Origin of the sequence: Methanothermobacter sp. THM-1, from assembly GCF_009914355.1 — an archaeon.
Classification (GTDB): domain Archaea; phylum Methanobacteriota; class Methanobacteria; order Methanobacteriales; family Methanothermobacteraceae; genus Methanothermobacter; species Methanothermobacter wolfei.
The window spans coordinates 459,038-473,697 of record NZ_CP044013.1; the positions used below are offsets into that span (position 1 = coordinate 459,038).

The following is a 14,660-nucleotide window of genomic DNA, read 5'->3' on the forward strand; positions in this document are numbered from 1 at the left end:
TCACCTCCTGAACCCCTTCATCAAACCAATAATTCTTTTAAGCCCTGAATCCTCTTCAACAGTTCCTTGATTCAGGTTCTTCTCCATAAAATCTTTGAGCCAGTCTGCCAGCTGATAACTGCCAATGTCCCCCGGCTCAACCCATGCAAAGCCCTCATGTTCATGGCTCAGTTCCACCTCTCCACCGGCACCGCACCTCATTATGATGTGTATAGCATTTATAACCGGGAACTTCTGCTCAGCAACACCCACAACCTGGTGGGGAGTAATTTCAAGGCCTGTCTCCTCCTTCACCTCCCTTTTAAGGGCCTCCTCAATGGATTCACCCGCACCCACCTTACCTCCAGGCAGTTCCCATGTTGAGGGGTTTGTCTTGGAGTTTGATGATCTTTTTATAAGGAGAATCCTCCCTTCACTGTCCTCAATCAATGCACGGACCGCGATTATATAAACGCTTCCAACCATGTTAACTGTTCCTTCAGGGTTATCTTCTAAAGATTATGATTTCATATTAATTTATTTTTCATGCGGCTCCTGAACGTGGAAGATACTCAACATTTCCAGTCCCTGAATTCAATGGAGAAGCAGGTCCCGTTATCAGATTTAACGTTTAAATTAGCGTTTAACTGTTCTGCGAGGCTCTTTATGATCCGCATCCCCATTGTCGATGAGGTCTCCCAGTCAAAACCTTCCGGCAGCCCAACACCATCATCCTTAAATTCAAGCCTGTAGGTTCCATTCATCCTCTTAAATGATACGCTCACCGTTCCCTCAGATTCACCTGGAAAAGCATGTTTCACAGCATTTGTGAATAGTTCATTCAATATAAGGACCAGCGGAACAACGGTGTTTATATCAAGTTCAGCATCATCTATATGAGTTTCAAGCTTAAGCTTCTTTTCATGAGTGAAGCTGTAATAGAGGTCCTTTAAAAGTCCCCGGAGGTACTCTCCGAATTCAACTCTCTTATGTTTTCCTGAACGGTAGAGTCTCTCATGGAGGAGGGCCATGGATCTGGCCTTTGCCTGGGCCTCCTTGAAGAGCATGAGATCATCAAGATCCTTCACATACCTTGACTGCAGGTTCAGGAGGCTTGATATGATCATGAGGTTGTTCTTGACCCTGTGATTTATTTCCCTCAGAAGCATTTCCTTTTCTTTAAGGGTCCTTTCAAGTTCAGTATTCTTCTTTAAGAGTTCTCTTCGTGCTGCTGAAAGCTCATTGTTCAGTCTTGTGAGTTCATTGAAAAGTTCAATATTGACATCTGCCTTTTTTGAGGGCGTTAAACCACCCCTCCACGGCGCATCAATCTCAACTGCACGGTATATCTTTATCATACCCTCCCTTTCAGGCGAACCAGCAACATAAATCCTTTCTCCGTCACTGAAACCGGAAAAATGATACATTTCAAGGTTTTTCAAGTTCATTTCCCAGTCATAGGCCGCTTTTTTATTTCTGATCTCATTTATAAATCTTGAGGCCTTTTCATGACATGCAGTGTCAAGTATATTAAGAAAAGAGCCCCTTTGCAGCGGAATATTTACCCCATAGTTTACAATTTTCTCAATGATGCCGCCATGGTCCATGATCAGGAAAAGTCCTTTAACATCTACCATAGATCTCACCTTTTTTTTAACCGGCGCATAGCATAACCAAGGGTTTAAGGGGTCTCGTGATTAGAGCACCCGTTTTAACCATTTTTTCTGAACCTGGAATCTCATCCGACTTCTAGGAACTCCTCAGCCACCTTCACTGCTCCTGATGCGTTAACTGCATGCATATCGGCACCAACCTTTTTCCAGAGGGAAGTGTCGATGTTGAAGGGATAGCCTCCTACCATTACAGCCGGTTCCGGATCAAGTTCCCTTACCTTATCTATTATTTCCTTCACATGGCCTATGTTGAATGTCATTGTTGCGGAAATTGCCAGGACTTCAGGTTCTGTTTCACTTACCATCCCCGTTATGTCATTGGGGGGCGTGTTTGATCCAAGATAAACAGAGTCCCAGCCATTCATCTCAAAGAAGTCACTAACCATCCTTATTCCAATTTCATGAAGCTCATTGTTTACACAGGTGGCAAGAAGCTTCAGGTCTTTCCTCTCGGAAGCCCTGTAGATATATGGGTAGAGTTCTGACATGATCATCTGTGTCACAGATGTACAGTAGTGTTCATGGGCAACCGAGATATGATTTATCTGCCAGAGCCTTCCGATCTCATGCTGTACCGGTTCAAAAACATAGCGGTAGATGTCATGGACCTTCACACCGGAATCAAGGGATGAAAGTATGAGCTCTCTGGCTTTCCCCGCCTCTGTGCTGAGGACAAGTTCAAGGTACTTCTCTGCAAGTTCCTTCAGGGGCTGCTCGGTAATGCAACTCTCTGACAAGCGCTCCATTTCAAGGATTTTAAGGGATTCTTCAATATATTCCGATGCGGGTTCTGCGGATTCAGGATCAAGGGCCAGTATTGCATTCCTGATGCTCTGCAGGGAGCCTTTCAGGCATTCTTCTGGGAGTCCAAGGTTTGATAGAAGTATATCAGCCCAGAGCACATAGTCATTGAAGAGTGCGGGACTTGAATTTTTAACGGCCTCGTCAAGATACTGGAGATGGTACCTTATGTCCTGCATGCAGATTTCTTTATCCTCCTCCCTGGCCAGACCTTTTTCCTTAAGGTCACTGTAGACCATTGATGCTATACTTTCCTGTTTTTTCCTGATAGACACCTGCATTCCCCCAATTTATCGTGCCCCGGATTTTTAGATTATCAGCCAACAGTACACCCCCAATATATATTAGGATGGAATGTAAATAAAATGGTTATCTTTCTTAAGAGGATCATTATGAAGTCAATGGAAGGATACAGAATAATATCAACGACCAGTGAATGTCCGGAATGTGTTTATCGATGTGAGGCTGTTCTTGAGGATACCATGGAGGTTAAGATGTACTGCAGGCATCCAAGGGGTCCGGGAAACCCTTCTCACTGCATATACTTCAGGAGGGACAAAAAACTTGATGAAGATTAACAGATTATCAGAATCAGGTGTCTATGATAAAAAAACATATTAATAATAAATTATAATTATTATTCATAATAGATTCAGGTGTTAGAATGCTTACCTCTGTTCAGAAGGAGATACTCCAGACACTCATCAACCTCTACAGGAACTCAGGCGGAAAGTCCATAAAGGGGGAGGAGATAGCCGCGATAATGAACCGCAACCCAGGGACAATAAGAAATCAGATGCAGTCCCTGCGCAGCCTTGGACTGGTAAAGGGGGTTCCAGGGCCCAGGGGCGGATACAAACCCACCATAAAGGCCTACCATCACCTCAACATCTCATCTACAGGCAGGGAAACAGCCGTACCGATATACAGGGGTGGTGAGAGGATAGATGATCTTTCTGTGGCAAAGATAGAGTTCACCAGCATACCTGATCCCGGTGAATGCGAGGCCGCCATAAAACTGGTGGGGAGCATAAGAAAACTTGATCTCGGTGACAGGGTAAGGATAGGCCCCACACCAGTCAACAAACTCGTTGTTGACGGCGTCGTGGTTGGAAGGGATGACATGGACAACATAATACTCCTTGACACCACCGCAATAAGGAGCATACCCAAAAGGACAGTCAAGGAAGTTGCAACAGAGGACCTTATAACCCTTGACCCTGACATGACGGTAAAGGAGGCCGCAGCAAAACTCTCATCCCTTGGAATAGAGGGGGCGCCGATAGTTGAGGAAGGCCGGGTTATGGGTATAGTCACCCTCAGTGATATAACATCATCCATAGCAGAGGATAAAGAGGAACTGAAGGTATCCGAGATAATGTCAAAGAACATTATAACCGTGGAACCCGAGATGATGATATCCGATGCAATAGAGGTCATGAACAAGCATAAAATCGGCCGCCTTATTGTCACTGATAAGGAGGGGAGACCTGCAGGAATCATAACACGCACAGACATCCTGGATAGTATTGCAGGACTTGACTGATTTTTCAGGGATCTGATACAAGGTTTATAAACCCTAAAACCATATCCTATGACGGGGCTGATGATAGTTCAGGCCCCATGAATTCTGCTTATTCCATCATATAATTGAGGAGTGTTTATTTTGAAGGTTAATCACATGAAGATTACACCAGAAATGAAGATAACTGACCTTATAGCGGAGATGGGCCGTTCAGGTGTCCTGGGCGCTGGCAGGGTCTACAGGGCAACCCGGCTGCTTGAGAGGATGATCCTTGACGATGAAATGGCCATATTCATGAGCGTCGCAGGACCCCTTGTCCCTGGAGGTATGAGGAGCATCATAAGGGACATGATAGATCAGGGCATAATCAGCGCCCTCATCACAAGCGGGGCCAACATAACTCATGACCTCCTGGAGGCCTTCGGGGGTGCACACTACAGGGGCCGCGGTTTTGATGATGAAAGGCTCCATGAAGAGGGAATAGGACGTATAGGTGATGTATATACAAGGTCAGAGGACTTTGAAGTCTTTGAATCAAATATACAGGAAATATTCTCATGTATATTCAGCTCAAAGCCCCACCTCTCCATCCAGGAACTGCTACATGAAATCGGGGGTTACATATCCGATGATGAATCGATAATAGCAACAGCCCATCAGAGGGGGGTCCCTGTCTATGCCCCGGGACTCATTGACAGCATGCTGGGACTTCAGCTCTGGATGTACACCCAGGATAACAGGGTGTGCCTTGACGCTGTCAGGGACATGCACAGCCTCTCAGACCTTGTCTTCAGCTCAGAGAGGATAGGTGCGGTTATACTTGGCGGGGGCCTCCCAAAGCACTACACCCTGGCATCCACCATCCTGAGGGGCGGTGTTGATGCCGCGGTCCAGATAACCATGGACCGGAGTGAAACAGGAAGCCTCAGCGGGGCCCCCCTTGAGGAGGCAAAGTCATGGGCAAAGGCCAGGGCAGGATCAAACCTTGTAACCGTGATAGGTGATGCAACGGCACTCTTCCCTCTGATACTTACAGGGGCCCTCTCCCGTGCAGAATTATGATGTGATTGTATGTACTGGATCCTCTATCCTGTTTCAGGATTTCTGATGAAAACCGCTGATGACTCAGAGGATGTTTCAGGGAAGCGACTCCAGGGCCTAATGGCAGGGGGCCTCTGCGGTCTTTCAGTGGGGGTCCTGGCACTCAATGACCCTGACGCAGCCTCCCTGTTCCTCGGGATATTCATGGGAACTCTTCTCTCACTCAAGATAGACTGTCCGAGCCACATCCTCGCGGCGATGGTCTTCATCTCGGTTATTGTAGCTGGCGGTCTTCCAGGTCTCTGGCTTCCAGGGTTTGCCGTGTGCACGGCAGCAGCATACATCGATGAATATGGAAACGACAACCCTAGAATCTACAGCAGGGGATCCTTTTTCAGAATATTCTTTGGATACAGATTTTCACTTAAAATTGCGGTAGCCATCCTTGCTCTTCTATCCCTGGGCGGGATGGCTGCGGGCACGGGCTTCAGACCCGAAACATTTATATTCTTCCTGCTCTTTGAGGCAGCCTATGAACTTGCAGGCAGGATCAGCATCCATAAAGGGTCTTAGGTTCCTTTAACAGGTACTTTTGAAGCTGCAGATAAAGGCATTCTGTCATTATGGGCGGTCCCTTCATGAAGGAAAAGGTCAGGTTGGGAAATGGGGGATGTTCAACCCTTTATTGATTTTATTATCCCTTTAACAGCGGCTTCAGGGTTATCTGCAAGGTAAATTGATCTTCCAACGATTATGGCATCTGCGAATTCAAGTGTTTCTGCCGGGTCACCGCCCTGGGCACCCACACCAGGAGATATCAGGAAGGAGTCATCACCTATTATCTCCCTCAGCCTTGAAAGACGTTTTATCCTTGTTGAGGGTCCCACGAAGTTTCTGATGCCCAGATCAACCCCCATCCTTGCAATATCATCCGCGGCACCCTGTATGAACATCTCGGCGCCTGGATGGGACATCTCGGTAAGGAGGAAGATATCCCCTCCCATTTCATCCGCAACCTGCATGCAGGATGTCACGCTGTCAGGTCCCGTGAATCCATGGACTATGATTGCATCGGCCCCTGCCCTGAATGTTGCAGCGCATATCTTCTCATTGGTCTCTGGAATATCCGCAACCTTAAAATCAGCTATTATCCTGCAGTCAAAGTTCTCCCTGAAGGCACCCATTACATCCGGACCCTCTGACAGGACAAGGGGGTAGCCGATCTTGATGGTGTTGATGTAACCTGAAACATCCTCGGCGACCCTCAGTGCTTCATCAAGGTCCATAAGGTCCATTGCCAGTATAATCCTGTTTTTAACATCCATGATGTGAATTATTGGATGTCCCCTCTATTAAGTGTTTTAACTACTCTGGGAGTTCCTTCTTTCAGGGACACCGGCTCTCAAGAAACCTTTAATTAACATCAGAATTAATAGAAAATATTATATACTGAGATATTAAATTTTACTTTAACAGGATTCAAGAAGGTGATAAATTGCATATCATGGAAGGATTTCTACCATGGCAGTGGTGCCTCTTCTGGTATCTTATCTCAGCACCGGTTATAATCTACGGTATCATGAGGATAATCAGGATTTCGGATGAGAATCCAGAGGCAAAACCACTCCTTGCAGTGAGCGGTGCATTCATGTTTGTACTATCATCCCTTAAACTACCATCGGTAACAGGGAGCTGCTCACACCCCACGGGTAACGGTCTCGGGGCGGTGCTCTTTGGACCCGCAGTCACATCTGTAATGGCACTCATCGTACTTATATTCCAGGCTGTTCTCCTTGCCCACGGCGGACTCACAACCCTGGGGGCAAACGTCTTCTCAATGGGTATCGTCGGCCCAGTGTTTGCATGGGGCATCTACAGGCTGGCAGGTAAGGGCCTTTCATCCTCGGTTGCTGTTTTCCTCGCAGCGTTCCTCGGGGACATCATGACCTACGTCACAACCTCGGTTCAGCTGGCCATGGCATTCCCGATCCCTGGCTTCTCAGAGGCCCTGATGAAGTTCATGGTGATATTCGCCTACACACAGCTCCCCCTGGCAGTTGCAGAGGGACTCCTGACGGTTGTCATATTCGAGAACATACTTAAGCTCAAACCCGACATCATGGAGAAACTCCAGTTAATAGGGAAACCATCACCAGGACAGGAGGCCTGAAAAATGGAGAAGAGACACTTAGTGATGATCCTTGCTGTTGTTATAATAAGCGTACTCCCCCTCATAATCTACAGCGGCCTTGGCGAGGAGGAGGGCTACTTTGGAGGTGCGGATGACAGTGCAGGTGACGCCATAGCCGAAACAGGCTATGAACCATGGTTTGAACCTATATGGGAACCTCCAAGCGGTGAGATAGAGAGTCTCCTCTTCGCTGTCCAGGCAGCCATCGGAGCACTCATAATAGGGTACGTTTTCGGATACTACAGGGGGCGCGGAGCCTCCGAATAAAACATTTTATGGGGACATGCACATGAACGTCTCTGTGGATTACTATGCACATACCAACGGACTCAGAAACACCAGCCCAGCCTTTAAAATGGCCCTGGCCCTCATCACCATGATAATATCCCTGGCATCACCCACTCCGCTGATCCCATTTACTGTCGCAGTCCTCATGACCCTCATCATCCTCCTACTTGCAGACATCCCTCCAGCTTACTACCTGAAATTCGCAGCAGTCCCGGCAGGCTTCGGACTGCTCACACTGATACTCATGGCTTTATTCTTCGGTGTTAACCCCGTCTGGAGCCTGATGGGTATTAAAGTCTACAGTGATGGTCTGAACACAGGTTTACTGGTATTCTCACGGATAATGGGGGGTTTCACCTGCCTCGCATTCCTTGCCCTCACAACACCCCTCAATGAGATCTTCCAGGAACTTGAAAGACTAAGGGTCCCCAGGGCATTCACCGAGATAGCCCTCCTCATGTACAGGTCAGTATTCATATTCCTTGAGGAGGCGTCTGTAATATACCATGCCCAGGACACCAGACTCGGATACAGCGGCATCAGGAACTCCTACAGGTCCCTTGGGCTGCTTGCAGGGAACCTCTTTATAAGGTCATGGCTCCGTGGCGAGGCACTCTACAGGTCCATGGAGTCAAGGTGCTACCAGGGAAACCTCCCTTCCATGGGGAAACAGACATCCACAAGTCCAGGGGAACTGGCCCTTCTTCTACTCTTCGACGGACTCCTGGTTCTTGGCGTAATCTTAACCTCAAGGTTAACCATCTTCTGAACTTTTTCTTCTGATGCACCATGGTGCTGCACACTTAAATTAGAGTAACTCAATAGTTAATCCAACAATGATGACGGTGTGAACATGAGGATTATCGAGGCAGTGGACATCACATACACCTATCCGGATGGCACAGAGGCCCTCAGGGGAATAAACTTCCATGCAGAGAAGGGGGAAATGATAGCCCTCCTTGGCCCCAACGGCGCCGGTAAATCAACACTTTTCCTTCACTTCAACGGGATACTGAGACCAACCTCCGGTAAGGTGGTGGTGGATGGTGAGGAGATCGACTACAGCAAATCAGGACTTTCAAGGGTCCGTCAGAAGGTGGGGATAGTATTCCAGAACCCTGATGACCAGTTATTCGCACCAAGGGTTGCTGAAGACGTTGCCTTCGGACCCCTGAACATGGGGCTCCCTGAGGATGAGGTGGAAAGAAGGGTCAGGGAATCCCTTGAGAGGGTTGGTATGGCCGGATATGAGGACCGGCCCCCACACCACCTCAGCGGCGGTGAGAAGAAGAGGGTTGCAATAGCCTGCATACTTGCAATGGAACCTGAGATAATGGTCCTTGATGAGCCAACCTCCGGCCTTGACCCCCGGGGGCATCACAGATACTGAGACTTCTCCATGAACTCAACGATGCAGGGATGACCATAATAATATCAACCCATGACGTTGACATGACACCATTGTATGCTGACAGGGTATATGTAATAAGTAATGGTGAGATAATCAGTGAGGGCACACCCCACAGTGTCTTCTCGGACATAGAGACGGTAAGGGGCGCGGACCTCCGCCTCCCACGGATAGCACACCTCATTGAGATACTCCAGAAGGAGGACGACATCCAGTTCGGTGACTATCCCCTCACGATCGGTGAGGCCCGGAGGAAGCTCCGTGAAAGGTTGAGGTAGAGAGGTGATACCATGATAAGGGTGGGTATATGTGACACCACATTCGCAAGGTACGATATGGGTGGCGCTGCAATCGATGAACTTAAGAAGCACACGACAGGTATAAAGATAATAAGGAGGACCGTCCCCGGGATAAAGGACCTTCCTGTTGCATGCAAGAAACTGATAGAGGAGGAGGGGTGTGAGATTGTAATGGCCCTGGGGATGCCGGGACCGGAAGAGAAGGACAAGATATGCGCCCATGAAGCATCAACAGGCCTTATACAGGCACAGCTCATGACAAACAGACATATACTTGAGGTCTTTGTACATGAAGATGAGGAGGAGGACCCCGAGGAGCTCAAGGCCCTTGCAGATAACAGGGCAAGGGAGCATGCCCAGAACCTCATCATGATGCTGTTCAAACCTGAGAAGATGACCAGACAGGCGGGTATGGGTATGCGTGAGGGCAAACCGGACGTGGGTCCACTCTAATATCAGCTTATGGAGGTAATGAATATGGTTAAGGTTGTAGGGATCTGTGGAAGCCCGAGGAAAAACGGTAACACCGAGATACTTCTAAGGGAGGCACTAAGGGCTGCAGAAGACTGTGGTGCTGAAACTGAACTTATAAGGCTTGCGGGACTTGATATAAACCCGTGCAGGGCATGTGATTCATGCAAGAAGACCGGTGAATGCGCCATTGACGATGACCTCAATGATGTGATTGAAAGGGCTGCATCTGCAGACGGTATAATCATAGGAAGCCCTGTATACTTCGGTTCGGTTACTGCCCAGACAAAGATGTTCATGGACCGCACAAGACCCCTCAGGAGTGGCTTCAGGCTCTCAGACAAGGTTGGAGGGGCGGTCACCGTCGGGGGTTCAAGGAACGGTGGACAGGAGACAGCATGCAACGACATCCACAACTTCTTCCTGATCCACGAGGCGGTTGTGGTGGGTGATACCGCCCCAACCGCACACTACGGCGGAACAGGTGTCGGCGGAGCCAGGGGAGATACGGAGAAGGACGCCCAGGGCCTTGAAACAGCAGGTAATCTTGGAAGAAAGGTGGCATCAGTTGCAATGAAGATGAAATGAACTTACTTCAAGGGAATTCCATGGATGATGATGTGGCCAGGAAGGTAATGGTTGTTGTACCCGCATACAATGAGGAGGAGACGGTTGAAGGTGTTGTCGGATCCCTCCTTGAAAGGGGCTACAGGGTCCTTGTGGTTGATGATGGCTCAAGGGACTCAACACCTGAGATACTGGGGCGGATATCCTCCAGAAGCAGGGAGGTGTCGGTCTACACTCACATTATAAATGTGGGGCTTGGAGCAGCCCTCAGGACCGGTATAAAGGCGGCTCTCCTTGAGGGGGCCGACTACATCGTAACATTTGATGCCGATGGACAGCACGACCCCGACGACATCAGTGGTGTTCTGGAGCCGCTTCTTGATGGCAGAGCAGACGTTGTTATAGGCAGCAGGGACTTCAGTGAGATGCCGGTATCAAGGAGGATGGGTAACGCCATCATGAACATCCTCACCCTCATCTTCTATGGCTGCAGGGTCTCGGATTCACAGTCAGGGCTGAGGGCATTCACCAGGAAGGCAGCATCCCTCCTTGATATAAGAAATGTGGGTTACGGTGTCTCCTCTGAGATAATCGGTGAAATAGGCAGGAAGAACCTTAAAATGTTAGAGGTGAACATAAAAACGATATACACGCCTGAAACCATAGCCAAGGGTACTAACACATCTGTGGGGATCCGGATACTCCTTAAGCTCGTCCTGGATCTCTTCAGGAGGATTTAAATGATATATCAGGTTATTGGAATAGTTGTAGGGATAGCTGGCATAATAATATCACTTATAAGGTTCAGGGAGGCCAGGACATCACCTGGGGGCCTTCTGCTCTGGCTGATCCTCTGGTTCTCAATGATATTCTTCTCCCTGAACCCTGCATCATCGACGAAGATAGCCAATCTCCTTGGAATTGGAAGGGGACTCGACTTCCTCCTCATAGCAGGTATACTTGGATCATACTACCTTCTATTCAGAATTTACCTTATGATAGAGGCCCTGAGGCAGGAGATAACTGAACTGGTCCATGAGATAGCTCTGAGGGATAAGAGAGATGATTGAATGTTCACAGATTGGAGGCACACTGGAATCCTGTCCTTCAGACGGAGCCGGCTCCCCCTTGAAGTGGATGGATAAGGGTTCTGTGGATACGGATACATACTTGATTAGTTCAGATGATGATGGATTCCATCAAGACAGGGAGCATACTTGATCCTCTCCAGAGTGTAAATGGGAATATTCCATCAAGATACAGGAACTCCATCTATTCAGGTGGTTTGGATGAGGATATGCATTGTAACAGAGTACTTTCCAGGTGGCGAGGACCTTGATATCAGGGGAGGGGCCGAGGCATGCGCCTACAATGAGGCCAGGATGCTATCCGAGAAACATGAGGTCACGGTCCTGACATCAAGAACACCTGAAAACCCCGGGGACTACACAGCAGGGAACATGCAGGTAATGGTGTGCGGACCCGAAAGGAGATACGTCCAGGCGGGCTCCATCACAGGGAGGCTCAGATTCATGGCTTCAGCCCTGAGGAGGGGTCTTAAACTGGACCCTGACGTGGTTATAGGCTACAACTTCATAACCCACCCCGTCGCATGGTGGATAGCAGAGAGGAGGAATGCCGCCGCGGTTGCACGCTACCATGACGTCTGGCTCGGTGAATGGATAAAGAACATTGGATTATCCGGGATCCTGGGTGAGGTACTTGAAAGGTACACCCTCACAAGAAGATTTGACAGGATAATCACGGTGTCAGGGTACACGGCAGGGAAGGTCCTTGAAAGGTACCCCTGGCAGAGGGTGTCAACTGTCCACAACATGGTGGACTTCAGGGCCCCGAAGGTTGAAAGGACACCCGGCCCCTCGGTCTCCTGCGTCTCCAGGCTTGTGGAGTATAAGAGGATACAGGACCTTATAAGGGCGGTTGCAGATCTCAGGGATGAATTCCCAGATATAAGGTGCAGGATAATCGGTACAGGACCCCTTGAGGAGAGCCTCAGGAAACTTGCACTCCAGGAGGGTGCGGATGAGAACGTGGAGTTCCTGGGATTTGTTGAGAGACACGAGGATGTCCTGAGGGTTGTTGCAGAGTCATGGGTCTTCTGCCTTCCGAGCGTTGTTGAGGGATTCGGGATAGTGGTTGTTGAGGCCATGGGCTGCGGCACACCCTTCCTTGCTGCAGAGATACCCCCCGTGGTGGAGGCAAGTCAGGGAAGGGGAGGCCTCTTTTTCAGGCCCTCTGACTGGAGGGACCTCAGGGATAAACTCAAACTCCTGCTCTCAGACAGTAAGCTCCGCTCAAGACTCAGCTCAGAGGGGGCTGAGGTTTTCAGTGGATACAGTGCAGACGCCATAGGAGAAAAACTTGAGGAAATCCTCATGGAGGTCACCCACCATAAAGGGAATGAATAGGTGCAGTGCCCCGTTCATGATGAATGTTTGCTTGAGTGGATGAGGTGCCATGTGGTTCTAGATTAAATCAATGTTTAACAGGTAGAATGGAAGGAGAATGGGAATGCTAATCTATTTCAGGGGATGTCTTGCAAGGGAGAAACTTAAAAGCATCTCGGATGCCACAGAATCACTCCTCAGGGAGGCCGGGGTTGATTACAGGGTACTTGATGATGAAACATGCTGCGGTTCTGTTCTACTTAGAACAGGATTCCTTGAAGAGGCCCGGAGACAGATGGATGATACCGCAGCAAAGCTCGGCGACAGTGAAGTTGTTGTCTCATGCGCCGGATGTTACAGGACCATTAAGACAGACTACGCCAGGGAGGGGTACACTGTAAGGGTGAAGCATATCTCACAGCTCCTCCTGGAACTCATTGAATCGGGGAGACTGGATCTGAATAAAATCAACATCAGGGTAACCTACCATGACCCCTACCACCTCTCAAGGCACACAGGAGAGACATCGGCCCCAAGGGAACTTATAGGTAAATTCGCTGAACTTGTTGAGATGGAGAACCATGGGGCGGATTCAAGGTGCTGCGGTGCCGGTGGAGGTGTGAGGTCAGCCCACCCGGAAATATCAGATAAGGTGGCTTCTGAGCGCCTTAAGGAGGCCAAGGAGACAGGTGCGGATGTACTGTGCACGGCATGCCCCTTCTGCAGACTCAACCTTGAATCAGACACAGTCGAGGTCCTTGACATAACAGAACTCATGGAAAGGGCCCTTAGGGGGAGGCATGGAAATGAATGAGGACAGCATAATCCAGATGAAGAAGTCCTTCAGGAAACTTGATGAAAGACGCCTCAAACTCCTTGATGAACCTGAAATCCAGGAACTCAGGGACAGGGTCACCAGAATCAGGGAGGAATCTGTCAGGAATATGGATAAACTCTTGAGGACTGCCAGGAAGACCTTCACTGAAAATGGTGTTGAGTTTCACCTTGCAGCGGATGCTGATGAGGCATGTAGCTTGATATCAGGGATCGTGGCGGGTGAGGATGCTGTTGCAAAGTCAAAATCAAACGCACTCTCAGAGATAGGACTCTCAGGGCACCTGAGGGATAGGGGGATGGAGGTTGTTGAAACAGACCTGGGGGACCGTATACTGCAGCTGGCAGGGGAAAGCAGACCCGCGCACCCTGTGGGACCAGCCCTCCACCTCAGCACCGGTGAAATAGCAGGGATTGTAAGGGAGAAGATGGGGGTCCATGTGGCTGATGATCCCCTTGAGATAATGGCAGCGGTTAAATCAGATGTCCTCAGACGGCTTGAATCCTGCAGTACCGGTATCACAGGAGCCAACTCGGTTGCGGCATATGACGGGTCAGCGGTCATCGTGCATAACGAGGGGAACATTGGAAGACTCTCACTGATGGACACCCACATCATGGTCTTCGGGATTGACAGGCTGGTACCCACCCTTGAGGATGCCGTATCGGTTGTGAAACTTGAAACGGTCTATGCAACAGGTACCAGGGTCCCATCCTACATAAATGTAATCTCAGGGCCATCCAAAACTGCGGATATAGAAAAAATGCTCATAAGGGGAATGTATGGCCCGGACAGGGTTGTTGCAATAGCCCTCGATAACGGGAGGTCATCTGCACCGGCCGAGTCACTCCTCTGCATTGGCTGCGGCAGCTGCATAGTCAGCTGTCCCGTCTACGGGTCAGTCGGGAACCGCTTCGGGTACAGGGGATACCTTGGAGGTAGGGGTGCCGTGCTCAGGCGTTACCTTGATGATGGGGAGGGTGCTGTGGAGTCAGGGCTCTACATGTGCACCCTCTGCAGGCTCTGCAGCGAGAAATGTCCGGTGTCACTGCCAACGGCCGATCTGGTTGAGATGGTGAGGGCCGAGTGTCAGAGGAAGGGATTAAGCAGGAGGGCCCACAGGGAGATAGCTGAGAGGATCAGGAAAAGGGGTTCACCCCTCTGAAAAGAAAGA

General features: G+C 49.4%; 18 protein-coding genes and 1 pseudogene. 15 read left to right on the forward strand and 4 right to left on the reverse strand.

Annotated features, from left to right (window positions below; genetic code table 11):
* The 3 genes from FZP57_RS02545 to FZP57_RS02555 all read right to left on the reverse strand — a co-directional run bounded on the left by FZP57_RS02545 (position 1) and on the right by FZP57_RS02555 (position 2,728).
* A complete protein-coding gene (locus FZP57_RS02545; protein WP_191216407.1) occupies positions 1-465 on the reverse strand; it encodes an NUDIX domain-containing protein in 465 nt (154 codons plus the stop codon).
* A gap of 86 nt (positions 466-551) precedes the next feature.
* Positions 552-1,616, reverse strand: a complete 1,065-nt coding sequence (locus FZP57_RS02550) for a sensor histidine kinase (protein ID WP_191216408.1) — start codon at positions 1,614-1,616, stop codon at positions 552-554.
* 101 nt (positions 1,617-1,717) lie between these two features.
* The gene (locus FZP57_RS02555; protein WP_238337967.1) at positions 1,718-2,728 is read right to left on the reverse strand and encodes a B12-binding domain-containing protein; all 1,011 of its coding nucleotides are present in this window, start codon (positions 2,726-2,728) and stop codon (positions 1,718-1,720) included.
* A gap of 117 nt (positions 2,729-2,845) precedes the next feature.
* Here FZP57_RS02555 and FZP57_RS02560 point away from each other — a divergent pair, with 117 nt between their 5' ends.
* The 4 genes from FZP57_RS02560 (at position 2,846) to FZP57_RS02575 (ending at position 5,592) form a co-directional block, all read left to right on the forward strand.
* Positions 2,846-3,031, forward strand: coding sequence for a hypothetical protein (locus FZP57_RS02560; RefSeq protein WP_074359718.1), 186 nt, complete (start codon positions 2,846-2,848; stop codon positions 3,029-3,031).
* An 86-nt stretch (positions 3,032-3,117) separates the two neighbouring features.
* Entirely contained in the window at positions 3,118-3,999 is an 882-nt protein-coding gene (locus FZP57_RS02565; RefSeq protein WP_074358630.1) for a CBS domain-containing protein, read from the forward strand.
* A 120-nt stretch (positions 4,000-4,119) separates the two neighbouring features.
* Positions 4,120-5,040 carry a deoxyhypusine synthase gene (locus tag FZP57_RS02570; RefSeq protein ID WP_074358631.1) on the forward strand — a complete coding sequence of 307 codons (921 nt, stop codon included), beginning with the start codon at positions 4,120-4,122 and terminating at the stop codon, positions 5,038-5,040.
* A 45-nt stretch (positions 5,041-5,085) separates the two neighbouring features.
* On the forward strand, positions 5,086-5,592 hold the full coding sequence (locus FZP57_RS02575) for a hypothetical protein (protein ID WP_238337968.1): 507 nt from the start codon (positions 5,086-5,088) through the stop codon (positions 5,590-5,592).
* A gap of 101 nt (positions 5,593-5,693) precedes the next feature.
* Here FZP57_RS02575 and pyrF read toward each other — a convergent pair whose 3' ends face one another.
* Positions 5,694-6,344 carry an orotidine-5'-phosphate decarboxylase gene (gene pyrF, locus FZP57_RS02580; RefSeq protein WP_191216411.1) on the reverse strand — a complete coding sequence of 217 codons (651 nt, stop codon included), beginning with the start codon at positions 6,342-6,344 and terminating at the stop codon, positions 5,694-5,696.
* A gap of 170 nt (positions 6,345-6,514) precedes the next feature.
* On the opposite strand from pyrF, the gene cbiM reads away from it, so the two are divergent.
* The 11 genes and pseudogenes from cbiM to FZP57_RS02635 all read left to right on the forward strand — a co-directional run bounded on the left by cbiM (position 6,515) and on the right by FZP57_RS02635 (position 14,651).
* Complete coding sequence (cbiM, locus tag FZP57_RS02585; RefSeq protein WP_074358634.1) at positions 6,515-7,189, forward strand: cobalt ECF transporter S component CbiM; 675 nt, start codon at positions 6,515-6,517, stop codon at positions 7,187-7,189.
* Between the two features lie 3 nt (positions 7,190-7,192).
* Positions 7,193-7,477 carry an energy-coupling factor ABC transporter substrate-binding protein gene (locus FZP57_RS02590; protein ID WP_074358635.1) on the forward strand — a complete coding sequence of 95 codons (285 nt, stop codon included), beginning with the start codon at positions 7,193-7,195 and terminating at the stop codon, positions 7,475-7,477.
* A 22-nt stretch (positions 7,478-7,499) separates the two neighbouring features.
* Complete coding sequence (gene cbiQ, locus FZP57_RS02595; protein WP_191216412.1) at positions 7,500-8,267, forward strand: cobalt ECF transporter T component CbiQ; 768 nt, start codon at positions 7,500-7,502, stop codon at positions 8,265-8,267.
* 84 nt (positions 8,268-8,351) lie between these two features.
* Positions 8,352-9,184 (forward strand): annotated as a pseudogene (locus tag FZP57_RS02600) (ATP-binding cassette domain-containing protein).
* A gap of 15 nt (positions 9,185-9,199) precedes the next feature.
* Positions 9,200-9,658, forward strand: coding sequence for a riboflavin synthase (gene ribC / locus FZP57_RS02605; RefSeq protein ID WP_074359719.1), 459 nt, complete (start codon positions 9,200-9,202; stop codon positions 9,656-9,658).
* A 24-nt stretch (positions 9,659-9,682) separates the two neighbouring features.
* Entirely contained in the window at positions 9,683-10,264 is a 582-nt protein-coding gene (locus tag FZP57_RS02610; protein ID WP_074358638.1) for a flavodoxin family protein, read from the forward strand.
* 20 nt (positions 10,265-10,284) lie between these two features.
* Entirely contained in the window at positions 10,285-10,983 is a 699-nt protein-coding gene (locus FZP57_RS02615; protein ID WP_074358639.1) for a glycosyltransferase family 2 protein, read from the forward strand.
* The gene (locus tag FZP57_RS02620; protein WP_191216413.1) at positions 10,984-11,313 is read left to right on the forward strand and encodes a DUF2304 domain-containing protein; all 330 of its coding nucleotides are present in this window, start codon (positions 10,984-10,986) and stop codon (positions 11,311-11,313) included.
* A gap of 219 nt (positions 11,314-11,532) precedes the next feature.
* Entirely contained in the window at positions 11,533-12,672 is a 1,140-nt protein-coding gene (locus FZP57_RS02625; protein WP_074358641.1) for a glycosyltransferase family 4 protein, read from the forward strand.
* A gap of 103 nt (positions 12,673-12,775) precedes the next feature.
* Positions 12,776-13,465, forward strand: coding sequence for a (Fe-S)-binding protein (locus FZP57_RS02630; protein WP_191216414.1), 690 nt, complete (start codon positions 12,776-12,778; stop codon positions 13,463-13,465).
* On the forward strand, positions 13,458-14,651 hold the full coding sequence (locus tag FZP57_RS02635) for an LUD domain-containing protein (protein WP_074359720.1): 1,194 nt from the start codon (positions 13,458-13,460) through the stop codon (positions 14,649-14,651). The genes FZP57_RS02630 and FZP57_RS02635 overlap by 8 nt, the downstream gene beginning before the upstream one ends.
* Positions 14,652-14,660: the final 9 nt, after the last annotated feature.

Excerpts from the sequence above, each read along its gene's own strand:
- FZP57_RS02545 (WP_191216407.1), bottom strand. The coding sequence starts at position 465 with ATGGTTGGAAGCGTTTATATAATCGCGGTCCGTGCATTGATTGAGGAC.
- FZP57_RS02550 (WP_191216408.1), bottom strand. The coding sequence starts at position 1,616 with ATGGTAGATGTTAAAGGACTTTTCCTGATCATGGACCATGGCGGCATC.
- FZP57_RS02560 (WP_074359718.1), top strand. The coding sequence starts at position 2,846 with ATGAAGTCAATGGAAGGATACAGAATAATATCAACGACCAGTGAATGT.
- FZP57_RS02565 (WP_074358630.1), top strand. The coding sequence starts at position 3,118 with ATGCTTACCTCTGTTCAGAAGGAGATACTCCAGACACTCATCAACCTC.
- FZP57_RS02575 (WP_238337968.1), top strand. The coding sequence starts at position 5,086 with ATGAAAACCGCTGATGACTCAGAGGATGTTTCAGGGAAGCGACTCCAG.
- pyrF (WP_191216411.1), bottom strand. The coding sequence starts at position 6,344 with ATGGATGTTAAAAACAGGATTATACTGGCAATGGACCTTATGGACCTT.
- FZP57_RS02590 (WP_074358635.1), top strand. The coding sequence starts at position 7,193 with ATGGAGAAGAGACACTTAGTGATGATCCTTGCTGTTGTTATAATAAGC.
- cbiQ (WP_191216412.1), top strand. The coding sequence starts at position 7,500 with ATGAACGTCTCTGTGGATTACTATGCACATACCAACGGACTCAGAAAC.
- FZP57_RS02610 (WP_074358638.1), top strand. The coding sequence starts at position 9,683 with ATGGTTAAGGTTGTAGGGATCTGTGGAAGCCCGAGGAAAAACGGTAAC.
- FZP57_RS02615 (WP_074358639.1), top strand. The coding sequence starts at position 10,285 with ATGGATGATGATGTGGCCAGGAAGGTAATGGTTGTTGTACCCGCATAC.
- FZP57_RS02620 (WP_191216413.1), top strand. The coding sequence starts at position 10,984 with ATGATATATCAGGTTATTGGAATAGTTGTAGGGATAGCTGGCATAATA.
- FZP57_RS02625 (WP_074358641.1), top strand. The coding sequence starts at position 11,533 with ATGAGGATATGCATTGTAACAGAGTACTTTCCAGGTGGCGAGGACCTT.
- FZP57_RS02630 (WP_191216414.1), top strand. The coding sequence starts at position 12,776 with ATGCTAATCTATTTCAGGGGATGTCTTGCAAGGGAGAAACTTAAAAGC.
- FZP57_RS02635 (WP_074359720.1), top strand. The coding sequence starts at position 13,458 with ATGAATGAGGACAGCATAATCCAGATGAAGAAGTCCTTCAGGAAACTT.